This is a genomic window from Bacillus xiamenensis (assembly GCF_001857925.1).
Classification (GTDB): domain Bacteria; phylum Bacillota; class Bacilli; order Bacillales; family Bacillaceae; genus Bacillus; species Bacillus xiamenensis.
Window position 1 is genome coordinate 2,043,711 of record NZ_CP017786.1, and the last position, 16,177, is coordinate 2,059,887.

Here is a 16,177-nt window from a genome sequence, read left to right on the forward strand (position 1 = left end):
TGCGCAAAATAAAAAGAAAAATGATTTCGTGTGTATATATTTTTTGAAAAGTGTTCAGAATGTTGCTGAGGTGATGAAAAATGAGAGAGGAAGAAAAGAAACGTACTTCCAAAATCACAAAAGTTCAGCAATTTTTCCGTAAGCGCTGGGTATTCCCTGCTATTTACTTGGTCAGCGCAGCGGTCGTGTTAACAGCCGTTCTTTGGTATCAAGCTGTATCAAAAGATGTGAAAGACCAACTATCTGATGGAAATCAAACAGGACAAGAACAGCGTGATGATGCCGTTGAAGTTGGAAAGCCAATTGAAAATGTTGCCATGCCGGTCCAGAATTCTGATAATGTTTCTGTCGTGAAAAAGTTCTATGAAGCAGATGCTGATCAAAAAGAAAAAGAAGCAGCACTTGTAAACTATAATAACACCTATACCTTAAGCAAAGGTATTGATCTTGCAGATAAAGATGGCAAAGTGTTTGATGTCACAGCTGCTCTTAGTGGAACTGTCGTTCAGGCGAAAAAAGATCCAGTTCTCGGTCATGTCGTTGAAATTGAACATGAAGATGGATTGTCAACTGTTTATCAATCGCTGTCTCAAGTAAGTGTAAAAGAAGGCGATGAAGTGAAGCAGAATGATGTCATCGGTGCTTCTGGTAAGAATCTATATGGTGCTGAAAGCGGCAACCATGTGCACTTTGAAATTCGTATGGAAGGTTTAGCGCTCAATCCACTTAACTTCATTGATAAGCCTGTTTCTACTATTGAAAAAGCAGCTCAAGAAGTGACGGAAGAAGCAAAAGAACCTGCTCAGCCAAAAGCTGATGAAAAAACGAAGGAACCTGCTGCTGAAGATAAGGCAAAAGAGCCGGCTGGAGAGAAAACCGAAGAAAAGTCTGATGAGAAGGGGAAATCCTCTGATCAGGAAAAGTCTTCAGATTCATCTAAAGACAGCAGTCAGTCAGAAGAAACCAAACAATCTTAATGTCTTGTAAGATCCTCTGTGTAGATGCGTATGCAGAGGTTTTTTTCTGTCTTCAAAAAAACCTCCGCCATTTGGCGGAGGGGGTGCTATAACGCGGCAGGTCCTTCTTCACCTGTCCGAATGTTAATCGTATTTTCTATTTCATATATAAAAATTTTCCCATCCCCTGGTTCGCCTGTGCGAAGTACCTTTTGAGCTGTTTCAACAACCTGTTCGACAGGTACTTTGCTTAGGACGATTTCGATCTTTAAACGCTCGTATACATTGCTTTCCTTTTTGACGCCGCGGTATAGTTCTGTATGTCCCTTTTGTAAGCCGCAGCCGTGCACATTTGAAAAGGTAATAGAGGTGACACCAATCTTTCCAAGCTCCACCTTTAATGTTTCAAAATTAGCTGGACGTGTGACAATCTCCACTTTATACATTTTACTCATAGAGACACCCCTTCTTCTTTAATCTTGATATGCTTTTTCGCCGTGCATCGTTAAATCAAGACCGACTGATTCTTCTTCTTCAGTTGCGCGAATCTTGAAGAAGATATTGACGATTTTGATGATCACGTATGTGACGACCGCAACAAAGACATAAGTGGCAACAATGGCGACCACTTGCTTCCAAAGTAAGCTTGGATCTCCATAAAATAAGCCATTGGCTCCGCCGTCATTGACAGATGTTGTCGCGAAAAGACCTGTGGCAATTCCTCCCCAAGTACCACCAATTCCATGAAGTCCGAATGCATCCAGTGCATCGTCGTAGCCGAATTTGGCTTTGAGTGAGAAGACTCCCCAGAAACAAACGATTCCGCCGATCAATCCTATTATAATAGAAGCAAACGGTGTAACAAAACCTGCGGCAGGTGTAATGGCTACAAGACCAGCAATGGCTCCAGAGATGGCGCCTAGCATCGTTGGTTTTTTGTTGATCATCCACTCGACTAACAGCCAGCCGATGATTCCTGCGGCCGCTGCTGTATTGGTGTTGATAAAGGCATACATGGCGACGCTGTCTAAAGTCAGGGCACTTCCAACGTTAAAGCCAAACCAGCCAAACCAGATGACAGCTCCGCCAAGAAGTGTGTAAATTAAGTTATGCGGGGAAGAACTTGCCGCTTCTTTTCGCTTTCCGAGAACAATCGCAACGACTAGACCGGCAACACCGGAAGAAATGTGAACGACGTTTCCGCCAGCGAAGTCAAGCGCACCCATTTCTCCAATCCAACCACCGCCCCAAACCCAGTGTGCGACTGGGGCGTATACAAATGTGACCCAAAGGAGTGTAAACACGACCACTGCTGAGTAACGAATACGTTCAGCAAAGGCGCCTGAGATGATGGCTGTGGTTAAGACGGCAAAGGTCATTTGGAACATCATAAACAATGAATGTGGAATGGTATCGCTATATGAACCAGGCTCGAAGCCAACGCCTTTTAGTCCAACCCAGTCAAAGCCTCCGATCCATGCATTGCCTGGCGCAAAGGCGAGTGAATAGCCAAACACAATCCAGACGATAGAGACAATGGCTAGTGATGTTAAGCTGTGCATGGTCGTACTTAACACGTTTTTACTTCTCACAAGTCCTCCGTAGAATAATGCTAAACCCGGTGTCATTAACCACACGAGTAGTGCGCAGAAGAACATAAATACTGTATCACCCATTTGCATGCTGCATTCCCCCGAATCATTCAGAATTAAAAGATTTCTTAATTCTTCATTATAGAGAGAAAAGTCATATATAACATATTCATGTAAGTTTATCTCACATGGTTTTTTAGTCATTATCAATATAAATGGAAGAAAAGTTCGTAAAAAATGAGAAAAAACGTGTGTGGATCGCTAAAAATAAAGGGCATTTGACCTATAAAATGGAGCTGAGAAACAATTTGGTTCGCTCCTCTCGAGGGGAATCGAACAATTCTGCTGGGATGCCCTCTTCGATGATACGACCTTCGTGCATATAGACGACTCGGTCGGCTACTTCTTTTGCAAAACCCATTTCATGTGTGACAATGACCATTGTCATGCCTTCTTTTGCGAGGCTTTTCATGGTATGCAGCACCTCGCCTACAAGCTCTGGGTCAAGGGCGGATGTAGGCTCGTCAAATAACATGACATCAGGCCTCATGGCGAGAGCTCGTGCGATGGCAACGCGCTGCTTCTGACCGCCTGATAGCTTAGAGGGGTAGACGCTGGCTTTATCCGCAAGGCCGACTTTTTCTAACAGGATATTGGCTTCAGCGATGGCCTGTGCCTTCTTTGTTTTCTTCACCATCACAGGTGCTTCAATAATGTTTTCAAGTACGGTTTTGTGAGGGAAGAGATTAAAATGCTGAAACACCATGCCTATTTTCTGCCTCATTTCGTTTAATTGATCTCGTTTTGGATGAACGGGACTGCCATCAATGATGATCTGACCTTCATTTTTTATTTCTAAAAAATTCATACAACGGAGCAAGGTGCTTTTCCCAGAGCCGCTTGCACCAATTAAGACGACGACATCATTTTCATACACAGTAAGATTGATATCTTTTAAGACATGCAGCTCCCCAAAGTATTTATTGAGATTTTCAACACGAATGATTTCCTTCGATTCTGTCATGCTTCTCCTCCTAATGATCACTGACTGAAAGTTTCTTTTCAAAGGTTTGCACAGCGAATGTTAACAGCAGGACAAGAACTAAGTAATAGACAGCGACAACCAGTAAATAGGTCATATTGTCAAAGCTGTTGGAGCCTTGAGTGGTCGCTACGTTGAATAGTTCATTGACGCTGATAAAGGCGGCAAGAGATGAGTCTTTTAAGCCGATAATAAACTGATTGCCAAGTGGGGGAAGGGCACGCCGCATCGCTTGCGGGAGAATGATGCGTCTCATGGTTAAAAAGCGTCCCATGCCAAGAGAACGTCCTGCCTCTTTTTGACCTTGGTCAATTGATTGGATAGCGCCTCTGAATATTTCTGCTATATAGGCACCATTATGGAAGGCAAGGGCAATAGAGGCCGCCCAAAAGTCAGGTATATTTAATTCCGTGAGTCCAAAATATAAGATGAAAATTTGCACAATGAGTGGCGTCCCGCGCACAAGAAAGATATAAGCATTCGCGATATATCCGAAAACCGCCACACGAGATATTTTCATTAGAGCGAAGAAAAGCCCGATGAACATACCGATGAGGATGCTGATCACAGTCAGTTGTAAGGTCAGCAGCATCCCTTCTAAGAAAACGCCTCTAGACTCAATCAGCGTTTGGAAAAAGTGTGATAGGGTAGGCAAAATAAATCATCTCCATTTGAAGAAAGTGCGCCTAGAGTAGAAGGGCGCACAATCGTGGTTTTAATCTTGTTTGACGGTAATATCTTCGTCAAAATACTTCTCGCTAATTTGTCTTAATGTTCCGTCTTTTTTTAGTGCATCAATCGCATCGTTGATCTCTTCTATCAGTTCTTTATTGTCTTTAGAGACAGCGATTGCTTGCTCGCTTTGTCCGAGTCTTTCTTGCGCTTCGATTTTTAGTTTTTTCTTCATGGCTTCTGCACCTGTGGCGAAATCAGTGACGACCGCATCGTGTTTACCGTTGGCTAGTGCTTCTAAAGCGACAACATCACTGTCGTAATATTTTGGTTCTTTCCCGCTATGTTCTTTCGCAATATCAGCATAGGACGAGCCTTTAGAGACAGCGATCTCTTTGTCTTTTAAGTCATCTGCACTTTGAATGTCTGCTCCAGGTCGTGTGAAGATTTGCGGACCGGAGTAGTAATAAGGTTGAGAAAAAAGGACGTGTTTTTTTCGTTCCTCATTGATGGTATGACTTGCAACTGCCGCATCAAATTTCCCTGATTTGACGCCTTCGACGATGCCTGCGAATTTATATTTTTTCTGTACAGGCTCGAGGCCGAGCTTGTCACTAATCGCATTGCCTACATCAATATCAAAGCCTGACATCTGGTTTCCATCCATGTAACTGAATGGGTGAAATTCACCTGATGCTGCAAAAATAAACTTTCCATCCTCCAAAATCGGTGACCCTTTCGCTGTAGAATTACGTTTATCTCCGTTCCCATTCGTTTCATTTGAACCACACGAAGACAGAAGTAATACTGCAACTGAGAAAAGGGCTGGGACCCACAACCGTCTTTTTTTATGAATTGGCTTTTCCTCCTTTTCAGCCGTTCTCCATATAAGGAGAAAGTAGGCATTTTCATATGTGTGCATCTTACCATTTGAACCTTTTATTCTCAATTTTATATGTGTTTTTCCAGCACACACCCTTTTTACAATGTATGACATGCTTTTGTGAGAGAGAACTTGAATTGCTTAGGGTAAAAAAGGGAAATGAATCTCATAATAACGGAAGAACAGGCCAATAACATGCCATTTTACAAGGAGGAGCCGGTGTATGAACAAATGGAAAAACAACCGGAAAGTTTTTTTAACTGCTATCGCATTTGGAACGATGTTAAATCCACTGAATTCCTCGATGATTTCTTTGGCCTTGCATCAAATTCAGCATGAATTCGGTTTGTCGTTTACGACGGTATCCTGGCTCATTTCAACCTTTTATTTGGCCAGTGCGGTCACGCAGCCAGTGAGCGGACGGATTGGAGATCATGTGATGAGCAGGAGAACCTTATTTTTATTTGGACTAGCTCTAGTGGCAGTCTCAGCTATTTGTGCCCCGTTTGCCCCGACATTTGCTGTGCTGATTGTGATTCGGCTGCTGCAGGCGATTGGAAGCAGCGCGATCTATCCTTCTGGCGTCGGGCTCATTCGGGATCATGTGAAGGAAAGACAGGCTTCGGCTTTAGCGGTATTGTCCATCTTTGCTTCAGCGATGACAGCGCTTGGGCCAACGCTTGGCGGTTTTTTAATGACAATTGGCAGCTGGCCGGCGATCTTTTTAGTGAATCTGCCATTTATATTGATCAGTTTTTTCCTTGGTCTTTCTTTATTTCCTAAGGAGAAGAAGAAAAAGCTTCGCATAGGAGAAATGGTACGTAAGCTCGATTTGCCAGGGATGCTTCTTTTTACAGCTTGTATTGTATCGCTGCTTTCATTTTTATTATCATTTGCTGATGGTATTCAGTATGTACAGGGCATTCTCTGTCTTTTGAGTGCAGGTGCTTTTGTTTGGTGGGAACACAAGGTGGATGAACCGTTCATTCAAATTCGGATGTTTCGAAAAGAGAAGCGGCTGTCACTTGTGTATGTGCAATTTATCATTTTGAATATTTTCTTCTATTGTCTCTTTTTTGGTTTGCCTAGTTATTTTCAGGATGAATTGGGCTGGCGTGTGGAGATGACGGGTCTCTTTATGCTGTGCATGTCAGGAATGAGCATCATTGTATCGCCGCTGACTGGAAAGTGGGTGGATCGCGGGGATGAACGTCATCCTGTTTTAGCAAGTGCTGTGCTGATGCTGGCCGGGGCTTCAGCCATGACTTTCTTTTTTATTCCTGCGCCGTTATGGGGAAAAGGAGTGGTCCTTTCATTGCTTGGAGTGAGTTACGGCATTGGGAATGTTGCGCTTCAAGCTGCGATGCTAAAAGCAAGCCCTCAGCAAATGATTGGCACGTCATCTGGACTTTTTCAAACATGCCGGTACCTTGGTTCCATTTTGTCATCTGCCGTGCTTGGGATGCTGTTTGGTGAGGAAATTGCGGGTTCTCATTTTGAACAATTAGGCTGGACATTGATCATGATTTCTCTGATCGGTATTGGTGTCAGTCTTTACTTTTCAAGTATGGTCAGAGGAAGACAAACAATCAAAAAAGCGGCTGGATAAAGGAGAAGAGACATCTTCATCACTTTATCACAAGCCGCTTAAGAGTTGGACAGGTCAGAGCCTTGATCCTTTTGCTTCCTTCTGAATATTTTTCCCAAAATGGCCTCGTAAAATGTCACGATGCGATCAATTGGAGAGTCAAAGAACTTCCATAATTTATTCATGATGAAGACAACCACAATGGATACGATTAAGCTGCCTAAAACATCAAATGGATAATGGTGGCCGACCCAGATGCGGGAGAACCCTGTAAGTAATCCAAAAACGAGCAATATGTTGCCGAGCTTTTTATTACGGGATCTAATGGCTAATGAAAGAGCCAGTGCGCCTGTTGTATGGTCACTTGGGAAGGAAGCGTCTGCTGAGTGCGGGATGAGTGTGTCGACTTTATGCGCCACAAACGGCCGCTCTTCATAATAAAACAGCGTAATGGCAAAATTGACGACAAGTGCCACGATGCCTGTTACACCGGAAAAGAAGACGTGCTTCTTAAATGTGTGATTACCTAAAAACCAGCAAATCAATAAGACAAGGGCATACACGAGAAGGGCCTTTTTTGTAATGAAAATCATGGTCTGATCTAAAAACTCAGAATGATGAGCCATCCCGTGTATGACTTTAAACAATTCGTAATTCAAAACATCACCTATACTTTCGCTTAACGCCACCTATTTTTCAAACGGTCTGTATGTCCATTTGAAACATCCTATATTTTAGCATGTTTTCGGTGAAGTTTAAAACAGTATCCTATTCTGATAGGGAAACCTTTTGTGTTTTTGCTTCTTGCGGTTTTCGTTCGCTCCAATAAAAAACACCCATACTGAGTAAAACGACAATGCCTGCAATGAGATACACATTTGAAAAATCTGTGAAGCTGACAAGGAGACCGAATACAAATGAGCCAGCAGCAATTCCGGTATCATACAGGGTAAAGAAAGTGGCGGTTGCATAGCCTGTACGGTGAGCTGGTGAGTGCTGAATCGCAAGGGTTTGCAGACATGGTACCAAAGAGCCGTAGCCAAGACCAATGACAGCACCTGATAGAAGAAGCATTGTGGCTGAATGTGTAGCGGTCAGCATCCATAAACCAATTGCAAAAAGAGCGATAGATGGATAGATCACAATGTGAGGTCCGACTCGGTCGAACAGTCGCCCTGTAAATGGACGTGAACCGAGCATCGCAGCTGCAAAAACAATAAAGAAGTAACTGCTTGCCCCCATCAGATGAAGGGAGTTGGCATAGACTGAAATAAATGAAATGATCGGCGAGTAACAGAAAGAGATAATGATTCCAACTGCCGCCGTTTTTAAGGCGCCTTTTTCAAACAGATGAGAAAAAGTGAATCGAAAGATGACGCTGCCGCCGTTTGCAGGCTCTGGTTGTCTAATCAACATCGTAAAAGCCGCTCCGATGGTGACAATGATGGAAAAGAGAAGAAATAAAGAATGGAAACCTATTTTTCCTACTTGATTCAGTGCGATAAACGGACCGATAACTACGGCGAGGTTCATTGACATCACAAAGTATCCAAGACCCTCCCCGCGTTTATGTTTCGGAATCATATCGGCCGCAATGGCACTGGCTACTGTGGTCAAAATGCTAAAAAAGATCCCCTGTACGAAACGCAGGATCAGAAGCGTTTGGAATTGATCAATCGGAATGTATAAATAAGTGAGTAAGGCAAAGACCGTTGAAGAGAAGATCGCCATGCGTTTTTTGCCGAATTTCTCAATCATGGCACCAGAAAATGGCCTCGTGACAATGGCAGATAATAAAAAGACCGTCACAAGGAGGCCGCCCTGTGATTCTGTTCCATTTAGTTCATCCATTGTGTAAATGGGCAGCAATGTCAAAAGGGCATAAAAAGAGGTGAAGGTAAATAAATTCACCAGGACAATCATGATAAAGTCTTTTGTCCAAATACGTTCGTTCATGATGTATGTCACTTCCTATTCAGTTGATAATTTGTGTAAAAGTGTATGGAGGAGTTGTTTTTCTTCGCGGGTAAAATCCGAAAGACATTCTTCTTCAAATTGTTCCATCGTCTGTTTGATTTCTTCAAAACGGGCCTTTGCGTCATCTGTCATGACGATGAGATTTTCACGTTTGTCTGTTCCTTGGACACGCTTCACCCAGCCGTTTGCTTCTAGGCGCGTAACGGTTCGGGTAATGGTCGGTGCTTCGACGTTCAAATAGGTCCAAATGTCTTTTTGTGTTTTCGGGCCGAATGTATCCAAACAAAAAAGTACAGTCCACTGGGACATGTACAAGTCATAAGCAGCAAGCGCTTCGTTCGCCTTTTTAGACAGCAGCCGGGCGCTTTGATGTATTTGATGTAAACACTGTCTGTTTAATGTATCCATATGCTCACCTTCATTAAATATTTAGCTAGGTAAATAAAATCACCTTTCCTATTTTACGTGTTACACCTTTGCTTGTAAAGGGGAAATGTTCGCCACTCGAAATGATTTTTTGTTTTGCATTTTTCTGATAAATCCCTTGTCCCACTTCATTTTTAGCATATTCCCTCTGCAATGCTAATACACTGTTACAAACCTGACAAAGAGAGTGTTTGAGGTGAGGGATCGTGTTTGGCATTTACTACCTAATGGATGAGAAATTAAGACGAACAAGCGCCTCTGAAAATAGATAATATTGATACGGATCTCATTTCACACTTCTCACATCCATTTTAGGGAGGTCGAGTGGTGTGCACGATTACATCAAAGAGCGAACAATCAAGATAGGAAAGTATATCGTGGAGACAAAGAAAACCGTTCGTGTAATTGCGAAAGAATTTGGAGTCTCTAAAAGTACTGTACACAAGGATTTAACAGAAAGACTGCCAGAAATTAATCCAGATCTGGCTAATGAAGTGAAGGAGATACTGGATTATCATAAATCAATCCGCCACTTGCGAGGAGGAGAAGCCACCAAGTTAAAGTATAAAAAAGAAGAAATTTTAGAAGGCGAGCCTGTGAAACAGTAAGCTTAGTTCTTTGTTCATAAACATGATATATATATCTTCCTCTTATCGGTAGTTTCTAACCACAAATTTTGTAAAGACTTTTGTAAAGAAATATCTTTTTTTCTTCAAATTATGATAGAATATATAATTAGGGTAGAATGTGGTATTTGCTATGGAAACAGATTATCAAGGAGGATATATATAGATGTTTGCTAGGGATATTGGAATTGATCTAGGTACTGCCAATGTACTGATTCATGTCAAAGGAAAAGGAATTGTGTTAAATGAACCATCTGTTGTCGCTCTTGACAAAAACAGCGGAAAAGTATTGGCTGTTGGAGAAGAAGCGAGACGTATGGTTGGACGTACGCCTGGGAATATTGTTGCGATTCGTCCATTAAAAGATGGCGTAATTGCTGATTTTGAAGTAACTGAAGCAATGCTCAAGCATTTTATTAACAAATTAAATGTGAAAGGGCTGTTCTCAAAGCCGCGTATGCTCATCTGTTGCCCGACAAACATTACATCTGTTGAGCAGAAAGCGATCAAAGAAGCTGCTGAAAAAAGCGGCGGGAAGCATGTATTTCTTGAAGAAGAGCCAAAAGTAGCAGCCATTGGTGCTGGTATGGATATTTTTCAGCCAAGTGGAAACATGGTCGTAGATATTGGAGGCGGAACGACAGATATCGCTGTCATCTCTATGGGTGACATTGTGACCGCCTCTTCTATTAAAATGGCTGGAGACAAATTTGATCTGGAAATTCTAAACTACATTAAAAAAGAGTACAAGCTGTTGATTGGTGAGCGCACTGCAGAGGACATTAAGATCCAAGTTGCAACGGTATTCCCAGACGCACGTCACGAAGAGATTTCGATTCGTGGACGAGACATGGTGACAGGATTACCAAGAACAATTACCGTCACAAGCAAAGAAGTAGAAGAAGCTTTACGTGAATCTGTATCTGCGATTGTTCAGGCAGCCAAACAAGTTCTTGAAAGAACACCGCCTGAATTATCAGCTGATATCATTGATCGCGGCGTCATCATTACAGGTGGCGGAGCGCTTCTAAACGGGCTTGATCAATTGCTTGCAGAAGAGCTGAAAGTACCAGTTTTCGTTGCTGAAAATCCAATGGATTGTGTAGCAGTAGGTACTGGCGTGATGCTTGATAATATGGACAAGCTGCCAAAGCGTAAACTCAGCTAATGATTTCCCTCATTCTTTTTAGAAAGAATGAGGGATTTTTATTAAAGAAGCCTGCAAATATGCCGATATATTTCTTAGAAGATTGTGTACTGATGGTTTTAGGTCATGTGAAAGAATTTGAATGAGGTGAGCATGTGTTAAAAGGATTATACACCGCAACATCTGCCATGATCGCTCAAGAGCGGCGGACAGAAATGCTTTCAAATAATATCGCAAATGCGAATACACCAGGTTATAAAGCGGATGAAGGAGCTATGCGGGCGTTTCCCGAAATGCTGCTGAGCCGAATGGAATCGGGACGTTTCCAAACATCTTCAGGCAAAAGCTTTAGTATCCCGCAGCAAACGGCGATTGGCGGTATTAATACGGGGACATACATGCAGGAATTGATTCCTCAATTTACCCAAGGAACATTAAAAACAACGGATCAAACAACTGATATTGCATTAGTAGAAAATAATGTACCCATCAACCCGGAGACAAATCAAAAGTCAGCGCTTTTTTATGCTGTGAATACACCAGAAGGCGTTCGTTATACGAAAAGCAGTTCCATTACATTGAACGACCAAAATCAGTTGACCATCAATGGCCGTCCCCTTCTCTCAGTTGCGGGCCAGCCGATAACAGTTCAAAGTGAGAATTTTAAAGTGAATGCAGATGGTACTGTGAGTGAAAATGGACAAAATCTCGGACAAATTGATGTACGTGTTGCGATGGATACAAGAAACCTTGCGCGTGAAGGAAATGATTTATACCGTACAGCTGATAACCAGCCTCTGCCAAGTGCAGTCAATAACGGTCAAGTGTCCTATACGTTAAGCCAAGGTGTATCAGAGCTGTCGAACGTTGATGTGACGAAATCGTATACTGAAATGACTACAGCCTATCGAGCATTCGAAACAAACCAAAAAGTGGTTCAGGCGTATGATAAAAGCTTAGAAAAAGCTGTGAATGAAATTGGAAGAGTGTACTAATGAAGAAAAGAAAGAGAAAGGAGGATTCTCATGCTTAGAACGATGATCAATGCAGCAGTGTCGATGAACGAGGTGCAAAAGCAGCTTGATATCATCAGTAATAACATTGCCAACAGTGAAACAACAGGCTATCGCGCAAAAAACACCCGATTCTCAGAGCTGATCAGGCAGCAGTTTGATCAGGTTGATGAAAAAAATGAGCAGGTGGCAAACAGTCGTTTAACACCTGCCGGGCTAAGGCTTGGAACTGGTACAATGGTCAATGCATCCATTAACTCATTGCAAGGCTCTATTAAAGAAACAGGCCGTGATCTTGATGTTGCATTTGGTGCACCATCGCAGTATTTGCAGGTCAATGCCGGCGGTAATATCCGTTATACAAGAGACGGCTCTCTTTATTTACAGCCAGGTAACAATCGTAATCAGGTCCAGCTTGTGACAAGCGAAGGCTATCCAATTCTTGATGAAAACGGAAATGCGATCGTCTTAAATGCGAATTTCCGCGATATTTCTATCGATAAGAATGGACGGCTTACGGCAGTTTCTCGAGATAATCAACCGAATCAGCAGGTGAATCTGGGAGTTGTACAAGTGAATAATTCTTCAGCGCTCATCTCTGAAGGAGATAATTTGTTCTCAGTAGACGGCAACTATCAAGGCGCATTAACGGCACTGAATGGGGCAAACCGCCAAGCGATTCAGCTTCAGCAAGGTGCGCTTGAAACCTCGAATGTGGACATGTCTAAAGAATTAACAGACCTCATGACAACACAGCGCTCGTATCAGATGAACTCAAGAACCATTACGATGGGCGATCAGATGCTAGGGTTAATCAATACGATTAGATAATGAGCAGGCTGATATCAGCCTCTCATGATAAAGAAGGCGGCTCGCTCAAAGTCGCCCTTTTTTTTATAAAAATCTGAGACATCTGCAAGCAAATCCTCAAGATCAACCCAGGCTTCTTTTCGTTCAAGACATGTGACGAGATTGGCAATTTGCTCATCTGCCTTAGGTGTTTGGCTGTAAAGAAGGAATAAGATTTGGAACTTGATTCTTAATAGATCAAACTGGGAATCAACCGCTTCTTTTAGCCCCTTTTGAATATACCTCATTCCTTCATCGGTTAAATTTTCTTTAAAGCAGGAGCGCACTGTTTCGTAGAGACACGATACGTAGGAGTGTGCCGACTTTCGGTATGCTGGGAGACGAAGCGCTTTTTTAAAGTATTCAAGTGCTTCTTTATGACGGTTTTGTCTCGATTGAATAAAACCAGCGTCATAATAAACAATGCCGAGCAGTTCCTGATCGTCAATCATTTTCACGTATTCGATAATCTCATTAAAAATAGCTTCAGCTTCCTCATATTTTTTTTGGTCGCTAAAGTTAAGTGCGAGCACAATCTTGCACCGATAAATGCTATGGACATCTCCGTGCTTTGCAAAGATATCCATGGCTGTTTGAACATGACGAATGGATAACAACGAATAGCGGTTGTTGTAATAAACACCACTTGTACGAAAATGAAACTCTGCTTCTTCCAGCTCATCGTTTAGTAATGGCAGTTTTTCCTCTGCCTTTTCAAGATAGTGAATGGCATCATGTTGATCACTTTTTAAAGATTCGTATAGTCCGAGAAAGAAGTAGAAGTAATATTGCAGTTCTTCGTTCATTTGATCCTTGTGCTGCATCAGTTCATGTTTGAGTTTTTCTAAGTCCTCATTCTGATTCATCCAGAGCTGATGGCGAAAAAGCATAAGCTGATAATGTAAATAGAGCTCCTGTTTTTTCGATAATCTGCGTTTATATTTGAGTAAGGTCGTTTTCATCTCTTCAGCCTTCGAAAAATGTCGATGCTTCAGCATTGTATACCACGAATGGAGAAGTTTTTTAATGGATTTATCGCTCATAAAATTCATTTTTACCCTCTTATTCAATCAATGATGTAATATATATTACCATATTTGTGAAAAAACGATGAGTGTAGTGTGGATTATATTTCATGACAATTGGTAATGGTAGATGTTACTTTTTACCATATTTGTTGACTGGACATTGAAAAATGACCGCATTCATAATATACTTCTAGAGGAATCAAATGAAGATCAGCGATATAGAAAAGAAGGAGAGATCAAGACATGCTTGATGCTCAGCAAATTCAAGAAATGATACCACATCGTTATCCATTCTTATTGGTCGACCGTATTTTAGAGGTTGATGGTGAGAAAAGAGCGGTCGGAATTAAAAATGTGACAGTGAATGAAGAATTTTTTAACGGCCATTTCCCAGGATACCCAGTCATGCCGGGTGTGCTGATTGTAGAAGCCCTTGCACAGGTTTTTGGGGTGATTATGTTAGGCAAAGAAGAAAACAAAGGGAAAATTGGTCTATTTGCAGGGATTGACAGCTGCCGATTCAAAAGACAGGTCAAGCCTGGCGATCAGCTTCGTTTAGAGGTTGAAGTGACGCGTCTTCGCGGTCCAGTTGCCAAAGGAAAAGCGGTAGCAACGGTGGATGGCGAAGTGGCATGTGAAGCAGAACTTACATTTTCTATCGGTCCTAAAGTATCGTGATTGATCCAGCGGTTCATCTTGCATGAACCGCTTTTTTTAATGGGGAAGTTCAGTCGAAACGGATAAGGACTTGCATTTTTGACAAAAAAACGTCATATTAGACAAAAAAGATGAAGGTGATAAGGATGCTGAAAGAGTTTAGAGAGTTCGCAGTCAAGGGGAATGTCATTGACCTCGCTGTCGGTGTCATCATTGGGGGAGCATTTGGCAAAATTGTCACTTCTCTTGTGAATGATTTGATCATGCCGCTTGTCGGGATTATAATTGGTGGACATGATTTTAGCGGGTTGTCCATTAAAATCGGCTCTGCGCAAATTTTGTATGGAAACTTCATTCAAACAGTGGTCGATTTCTTAATTATCTCGTTTTCCATTTTTATCTTTATTCGTTATTTAAATAAATTAAAACGAGAAAAGGTAGAGGAAGAAGAAGTTGTGGAAACACCAGATCAAACGGAAGTGCTGCTAACGGAAATTAGAGATCTATTGAAAAATCAAAGCCAATCGAAAGATGTGTAATAGAAAAAGAGCGGCTGAACCCGCTCTTTTTTTTATGTGTTTTGTTTAAAAGCATCCAGCAGTTTTTCTCCTGAAAGTCCCTCTTTGACGAGGTCCTTTAATACTTCTTCGGTTTCTGTTCTGTAACGATTTGTGATCATTTTACCATCGAGTAGCACAGAAATATTTTCTTCTAAGGCAACGATGTTTTTGACTTGGACAGATAGATGAACCGGGCGATTGTTTTCTTTTGTGATCGTCACGAGAATCTTCACTTCTGTATGCTGCTGAAAGAGTACCTCAAACACCTGTCTATGTTTCTTTGGAAGGAGTGCCTCGATCATCCAGTGATTTTCGCCGTCTTCTTTATTAATGATTAAGCCGTCTCGAAGGGGAATGCTGGACATTTTATCTTGTTTTGGATCAAGTTCGATTTTTAAATCAATCAGCCTAAAGGTTTTCATATTTATCACCTCACAAGCGTTCATTATTCGTATGTATCATTATAGCATACAACATCTGTATAAATGAAACCGCTGCCTACTCAGAACAGGCAGTACATTAGTGAAAGGAGATGTTTTATGACGTCCTATCAACTGCGAAAAATACATATTGGTAAGGAAAAGGAACGCGATATGAGAGTGTATTCATGGGGAGACATTCTCTCATTTTGTGATGTGTATATGGAGGAAGGCGAGTCTCTCACTTTTCAATACGTCACCGGCGATCAAATGGACTGCTTTGAATTCCAATTGTCGATTCATGACGGGCGGCTTTGTTTTTATTGGTTTGCGTGGGACGGATCTGATTATATTCACATGCCTGCTAGTAATTGGATTCATTCAGATGTTTTTTATCAATTTATGAAAAATAAGTATTTCGTCAAACAAAACAAGATGATGTTTTATACACAAGCGGTAAAAAACAAAAATGAGTGAGGAAATAGAGAATTTGAAGGGCTATTTTGCCATTTTCGTGTTTTGTCTGCTGCGCTTATTCTTAGTAGACTAGGGCTAGTTGAAAGGAAAGGAGGTCAGTTTTGAATCAAAAGGCAAAGGTCTAGCATCTGACAGCCCCCCTCTAGCTAAAGCTGATAGACACTGCCTTGTGCACATTTACACTGCGTAATAGAAACCGATGCTTTTTTGTAAAGGTCATGTGTCCCCTGTCTCCCCTTATACGTACCCGGTTATGTGTTCATGA

At 41.8% G+C, this 16,177-nt stretch carries 19 protein-coding genes; 9 read left to right on the forward strand and 10 right to left on the reverse strand.

Going from position 1 to position 16,177, the window contains the following annotated elements:
• The first annotated feature begins 80 nt into the window (after window positions 1-80).
• A complete protein-coding gene (gene spoIIQ / locus BK049_RS10375) occupies window positions 81-977 on the forward strand; it encodes a stage II sporulation protein SpoIIQ (protein ID WP_008354880.1) in 897 nt (298 codons plus the stop codon).
• Between the two features lie 86 nt (window positions 978-1,063).
• Here spoIIQ and BK049_RS10380 read toward each other — a convergent pair whose 3' ends face one another.
• The 5 genes from BK049_RS10380 to BK049_RS10400 form a co-directional block, all read right to left on the reverse strand.
• On the reverse strand, window positions 1,064-1,411 hold the full coding sequence (locus BK049_RS10380) for a P-II family nitrogen regulator (protein ID WP_007497589.1): 348 nt from the start codon (window positions 1,409-1,411) through the stop codon (window positions 1,064-1,066).
• Between the two features lie 18 nt (window positions 1,412-1,429).
• A complete protein-coding gene (locus BK049_RS10385; protein ID WP_008354877.1) occupies window positions 1,430-2,638 on the reverse strand; it encodes an ammonium transporter in 1,209 nt (402 codons plus the stop codon).
• A gap of 193 nt (window positions 2,639-2,831) precedes the next feature.
• Window positions 2,832-3,572, reverse strand: a complete 741-nt coding sequence (locus tag BK049_RS10390; RefSeq protein ID WP_071168449.1) for an amino acid ABC transporter ATP-binding protein — start codon at window positions 3,570-3,572, stop codon at window positions 2,832-2,834.
• A gap of 10 nt (window positions 3,573-3,582) precedes the next feature.
• Complete coding sequence (locus BK049_RS10395) at window positions 3,583-4,245, reverse strand: amino acid ABC transporter permease (protein WP_008354871.1); 663 nt, start codon at window positions 4,243-4,245, stop codon at window positions 3,583-3,585.
• A gap of 60 nt (window positions 4,246-4,305) precedes the next feature.
• Window positions 4,306-5,184: a transporter substrate-binding domain-containing protein gene (locus BK049_RS10400; RefSeq protein WP_174549227.1), complete on the reverse strand. Its 879-nt coding sequence runs from the start codon at window positions 5,182-5,184 to the stop codon at window positions 4,306-4,308.
• A 184-nt stretch (window positions 5,185-5,368) separates the two neighbouring features.
• Between BK049_RS10400 and BK049_RS10405 the strand changes: the two genes are divergently transcribed.
• Complete coding sequence (locus BK049_RS10405) at window positions 5,369-6,754, forward strand: MFS transporter (protein WP_071168450.1); 1,386 nt, start codon at window positions 5,369-5,371, stop codon at window positions 6,752-6,754.
• Between the two features lie 38 nt (window positions 6,755-6,792).
• Here the strand turns inward: BK049_RS10405 and BK049_RS10410 are convergent, their stop codons facing one another.
• The 3 genes from BK049_RS10410 to BK049_RS10420 form a co-directional block, all read right to left on the reverse strand.
• Window positions 6,793-7,392, reverse strand: coding sequence for an undecaprenyl-diphosphatase (locus tag BK049_RS10410; RefSeq protein WP_034738166.1), 600 nt, complete (start codon window positions 7,390-7,392; stop codon window positions 6,793-6,795).
• Between the two features lie 109 nt (window positions 7,393-7,501).
• Window positions 7,502-8,689, reverse strand: coding sequence for an MFS transporter (locus BK049_RS10415; RefSeq protein ID WP_071168451.1), 1,188 nt, complete (start codon window positions 8,687-8,689; stop codon window positions 7,502-7,504).
• A gap of 15 nt (window positions 8,690-8,704) precedes the next feature.
• On the reverse strand, window positions 8,705-9,118 hold the full coding sequence (locus tag BK049_RS10420; RefSeq protein WP_071168452.1) for a MarR family winged helix-turn-helix transcriptional regulator: 414 nt from the start codon (window positions 9,116-9,118) through the stop codon (window positions 8,705-8,707).
• A 347-nt stretch (window positions 9,119-9,465) separates the two neighbouring features.
• Here BK049_RS10420 and spoIIID point away from each other — a divergent pair, with 347 nt between their 5' ends.
• The 4 genes from spoIIID (at window position 9,466) to BK049_RS10440 (ending at window position 12,753) form a co-directional block, all read left to right on the forward strand.
• Window positions 9,466-9,744, forward strand: coding sequence for a sporulation transcriptional regulator SpoIIID (spoIIID, locus tag BK049_RS10425; RefSeq protein WP_008343327.1), 279 nt, complete (start codon window positions 9,466-9,468; stop codon window positions 9,742-9,744).
• A 184-nt stretch (window positions 9,745-9,928) separates the two neighbouring features.
• Window positions 9,929-10,930, forward strand: a complete 1,002-nt coding sequence (gene mbl, locus BK049_RS10430) for a cell shape-determining protein Mbl (protein WP_007497573.1) — start codon at window positions 9,929-9,931, stop codon at window positions 10,928-10,930.
• Between the two features lie 134 nt (window positions 10,931-11,064).
• Window positions 11,065-11,904: a flagellar hook-basal body protein gene (locus BK049_RS10435; protein ID WP_008354857.1), complete on the forward strand. Its 840-nt coding sequence runs from the start codon at window positions 11,065-11,067 to the stop codon at window positions 11,902-11,904.
• A gap of 30 nt (window positions 11,905-11,934) precedes the next feature.
• Window positions 11,935-12,753, forward strand: a complete 819-nt coding sequence (locus tag BK049_RS10440) for a flagellar hook-basal body protein (protein ID WP_008354855.1) — start codon at window positions 11,935-11,937, stop codon at window positions 12,751-12,753.
• Window positions 12,754-12,767: 14 nt separating this feature from the next.
• Here the strand turns inward: BK049_RS10440 and BK049_RS10445 are convergent, their stop codons facing one another.
• Window positions 12,768-13,823 (reverse strand): tetratricopeptide repeat protein, encoded by a 1,056-nt coding sequence (locus BK049_RS10445; protein ID WP_008354853.1) that lies wholly within the window; start codon window positions 13,821-13,823, stop codon window positions 12,768-12,770.
• 219 nt (window positions 13,824-14,042) lie between these two features.
• Between BK049_RS10445 and fabZ the strand changes: the two genes are divergently transcribed.
• Together fabZ and mscL are read left to right on the forward strand one after the other, a co-directional pair.
• The gene (gene fabZ / locus BK049_RS10450; RefSeq protein WP_008354851.1) at window positions 14,043-14,477 is read left to right on the forward strand and encodes a 3-hydroxyacyl-ACP dehydratase FabZ; all 435 of its coding nucleotides are present in this window, start codon (window positions 14,043-14,045) and stop codon (window positions 14,475-14,477) included.
• Between the two features lie 125 nt (window positions 14,478-14,602).
• Complete coding sequence (gene mscL, locus BK049_RS10455) at window positions 14,603-14,995, forward strand: large conductance mechanosensitive channel protein MscL (RefSeq protein WP_071168453.1); 393 nt, start codon at window positions 14,603-14,605, stop codon at window positions 14,993-14,995.
• A gap of 32 nt (window positions 14,996-15,027) precedes the next feature.
• Here the strand turns inward: mscL and BK049_RS10460 are convergent, their stop codons facing one another.
• Complete coding sequence (locus BK049_RS10460; RefSeq protein ID WP_008354847.1) at window positions 15,028-15,438, reverse strand: YwpF-like family protein; 411 nt, start codon at window positions 15,436-15,438, stop codon at window positions 15,028-15,030.
• 117 nt (window positions 15,439-15,555) lie between these two features.
• Between BK049_RS10460 and BK049_RS10465 the strand changes: the two genes are divergently transcribed.
• Window positions 15,556-15,912 carry a hypothetical protein gene (locus tag BK049_RS10465; protein WP_071168454.1) on the forward strand — a complete coding sequence of 119 codons (357 nt, stop codon included), beginning with the start codon at window positions 15,556-15,558 and terminating at the stop codon, window positions 15,910-15,912.
• Window positions 15,913-16,177: the final 265 nt, after the last annotated feature.

Bases quoted from the DNA above. Each gene is read 5' to 3' on its own strand.
- spoIIQ (WP_008354880.1), top strand. From the start codon at position 81: ATGAGAGAGGAAGAAAAGAAACGTACTTCCAAAATCACAAAAGTTCAG.
- BK049_RS10380 (WP_007497589.1), bottom strand. From the start codon at position 1,411: ATGAGTAAAATGTATAAAGTGGAGATTGTCACACGTCCAGCTAATTTT.
- BK049_RS10385 (WP_008354877.1), bottom strand. From the start codon at position 2,638: ATGCAAATGGGTGATACAGTATTTATGTTCTTCTGCGCACTACTCGTG.
- BK049_RS10390 (WP_071168449.1), bottom strand. From the start codon at position 3,572: ATGACAGAATCGAAGGAAATCATTCGTGTTGAAAATCTCAATAAATAC.
- BK049_RS10400 (WP_174549227.1), bottom strand. From the start codon at position 5,184: ATGCACACATATGAAAATGCCTACTTTCTCCTTATATGGAGAACGGCT.
- BK049_RS10405 (WP_071168450.1), top strand. From the start codon at position 5,369: ATGAACAAATGGAAAAACAACCGGAAAGTTTTTTTAACTGCTATCGCA.
- BK049_RS10415 (WP_071168451.1), bottom strand. From the start codon at position 8,689: ATGAACGAACGTATTTGGACAAAAGACTTTATCATGATTGTCCTGGTG.
- BK049_RS10420 (WP_071168452.1), bottom strand. From the start codon at position 9,118: ATGGATACATTAAACAGACAGTGTTTACATCAAATACATCAAAGCGCC.
- mbl (WP_007497573.1), top strand. From the start codon at position 9,929: ATGTTTGCTAGGGATATTGGAATTGATCTAGGTACTGCCAATGTACTG.
- BK049_RS10440 (WP_008354855.1), top strand. From the start codon at position 11,935: ATGCTTAGAACGATGATCAATGCAGCAGTGTCGATGAACGAGGTGCAA.
- BK049_RS10445 (WP_008354853.1), bottom strand. From the start codon at position 13,823: ATGAATTTTATGAGCGATAAATCCATTAAAAAACTTCTCCATTCGTGG.
- fabZ (WP_008354851.1), top strand. From the start codon at position 14,043: ATGCTTGATGCTCAGCAAATTCAAGAAATGATACCACATCGTTATCCA.
- mscL (WP_071168453.1), top strand. From the start codon at position 14,603: ATGCTGAAAGAGTTTAGAGAGTTCGCAGTCAAGGGGAATGTCATTGAC.
- BK049_RS10460 (WP_008354847.1), bottom strand. From the start codon at position 15,438: ATGAAAACCTTTAGGCTGATTGATTTAAAAATCGAACTTGATCCAAAA.
- BK049_RS10465 (WP_071168454.1), top strand. From the start codon at position 15,556: ATGACGTCCTATCAACTGCGAAAAATACATATTGGTAAGGAAAAGGAA.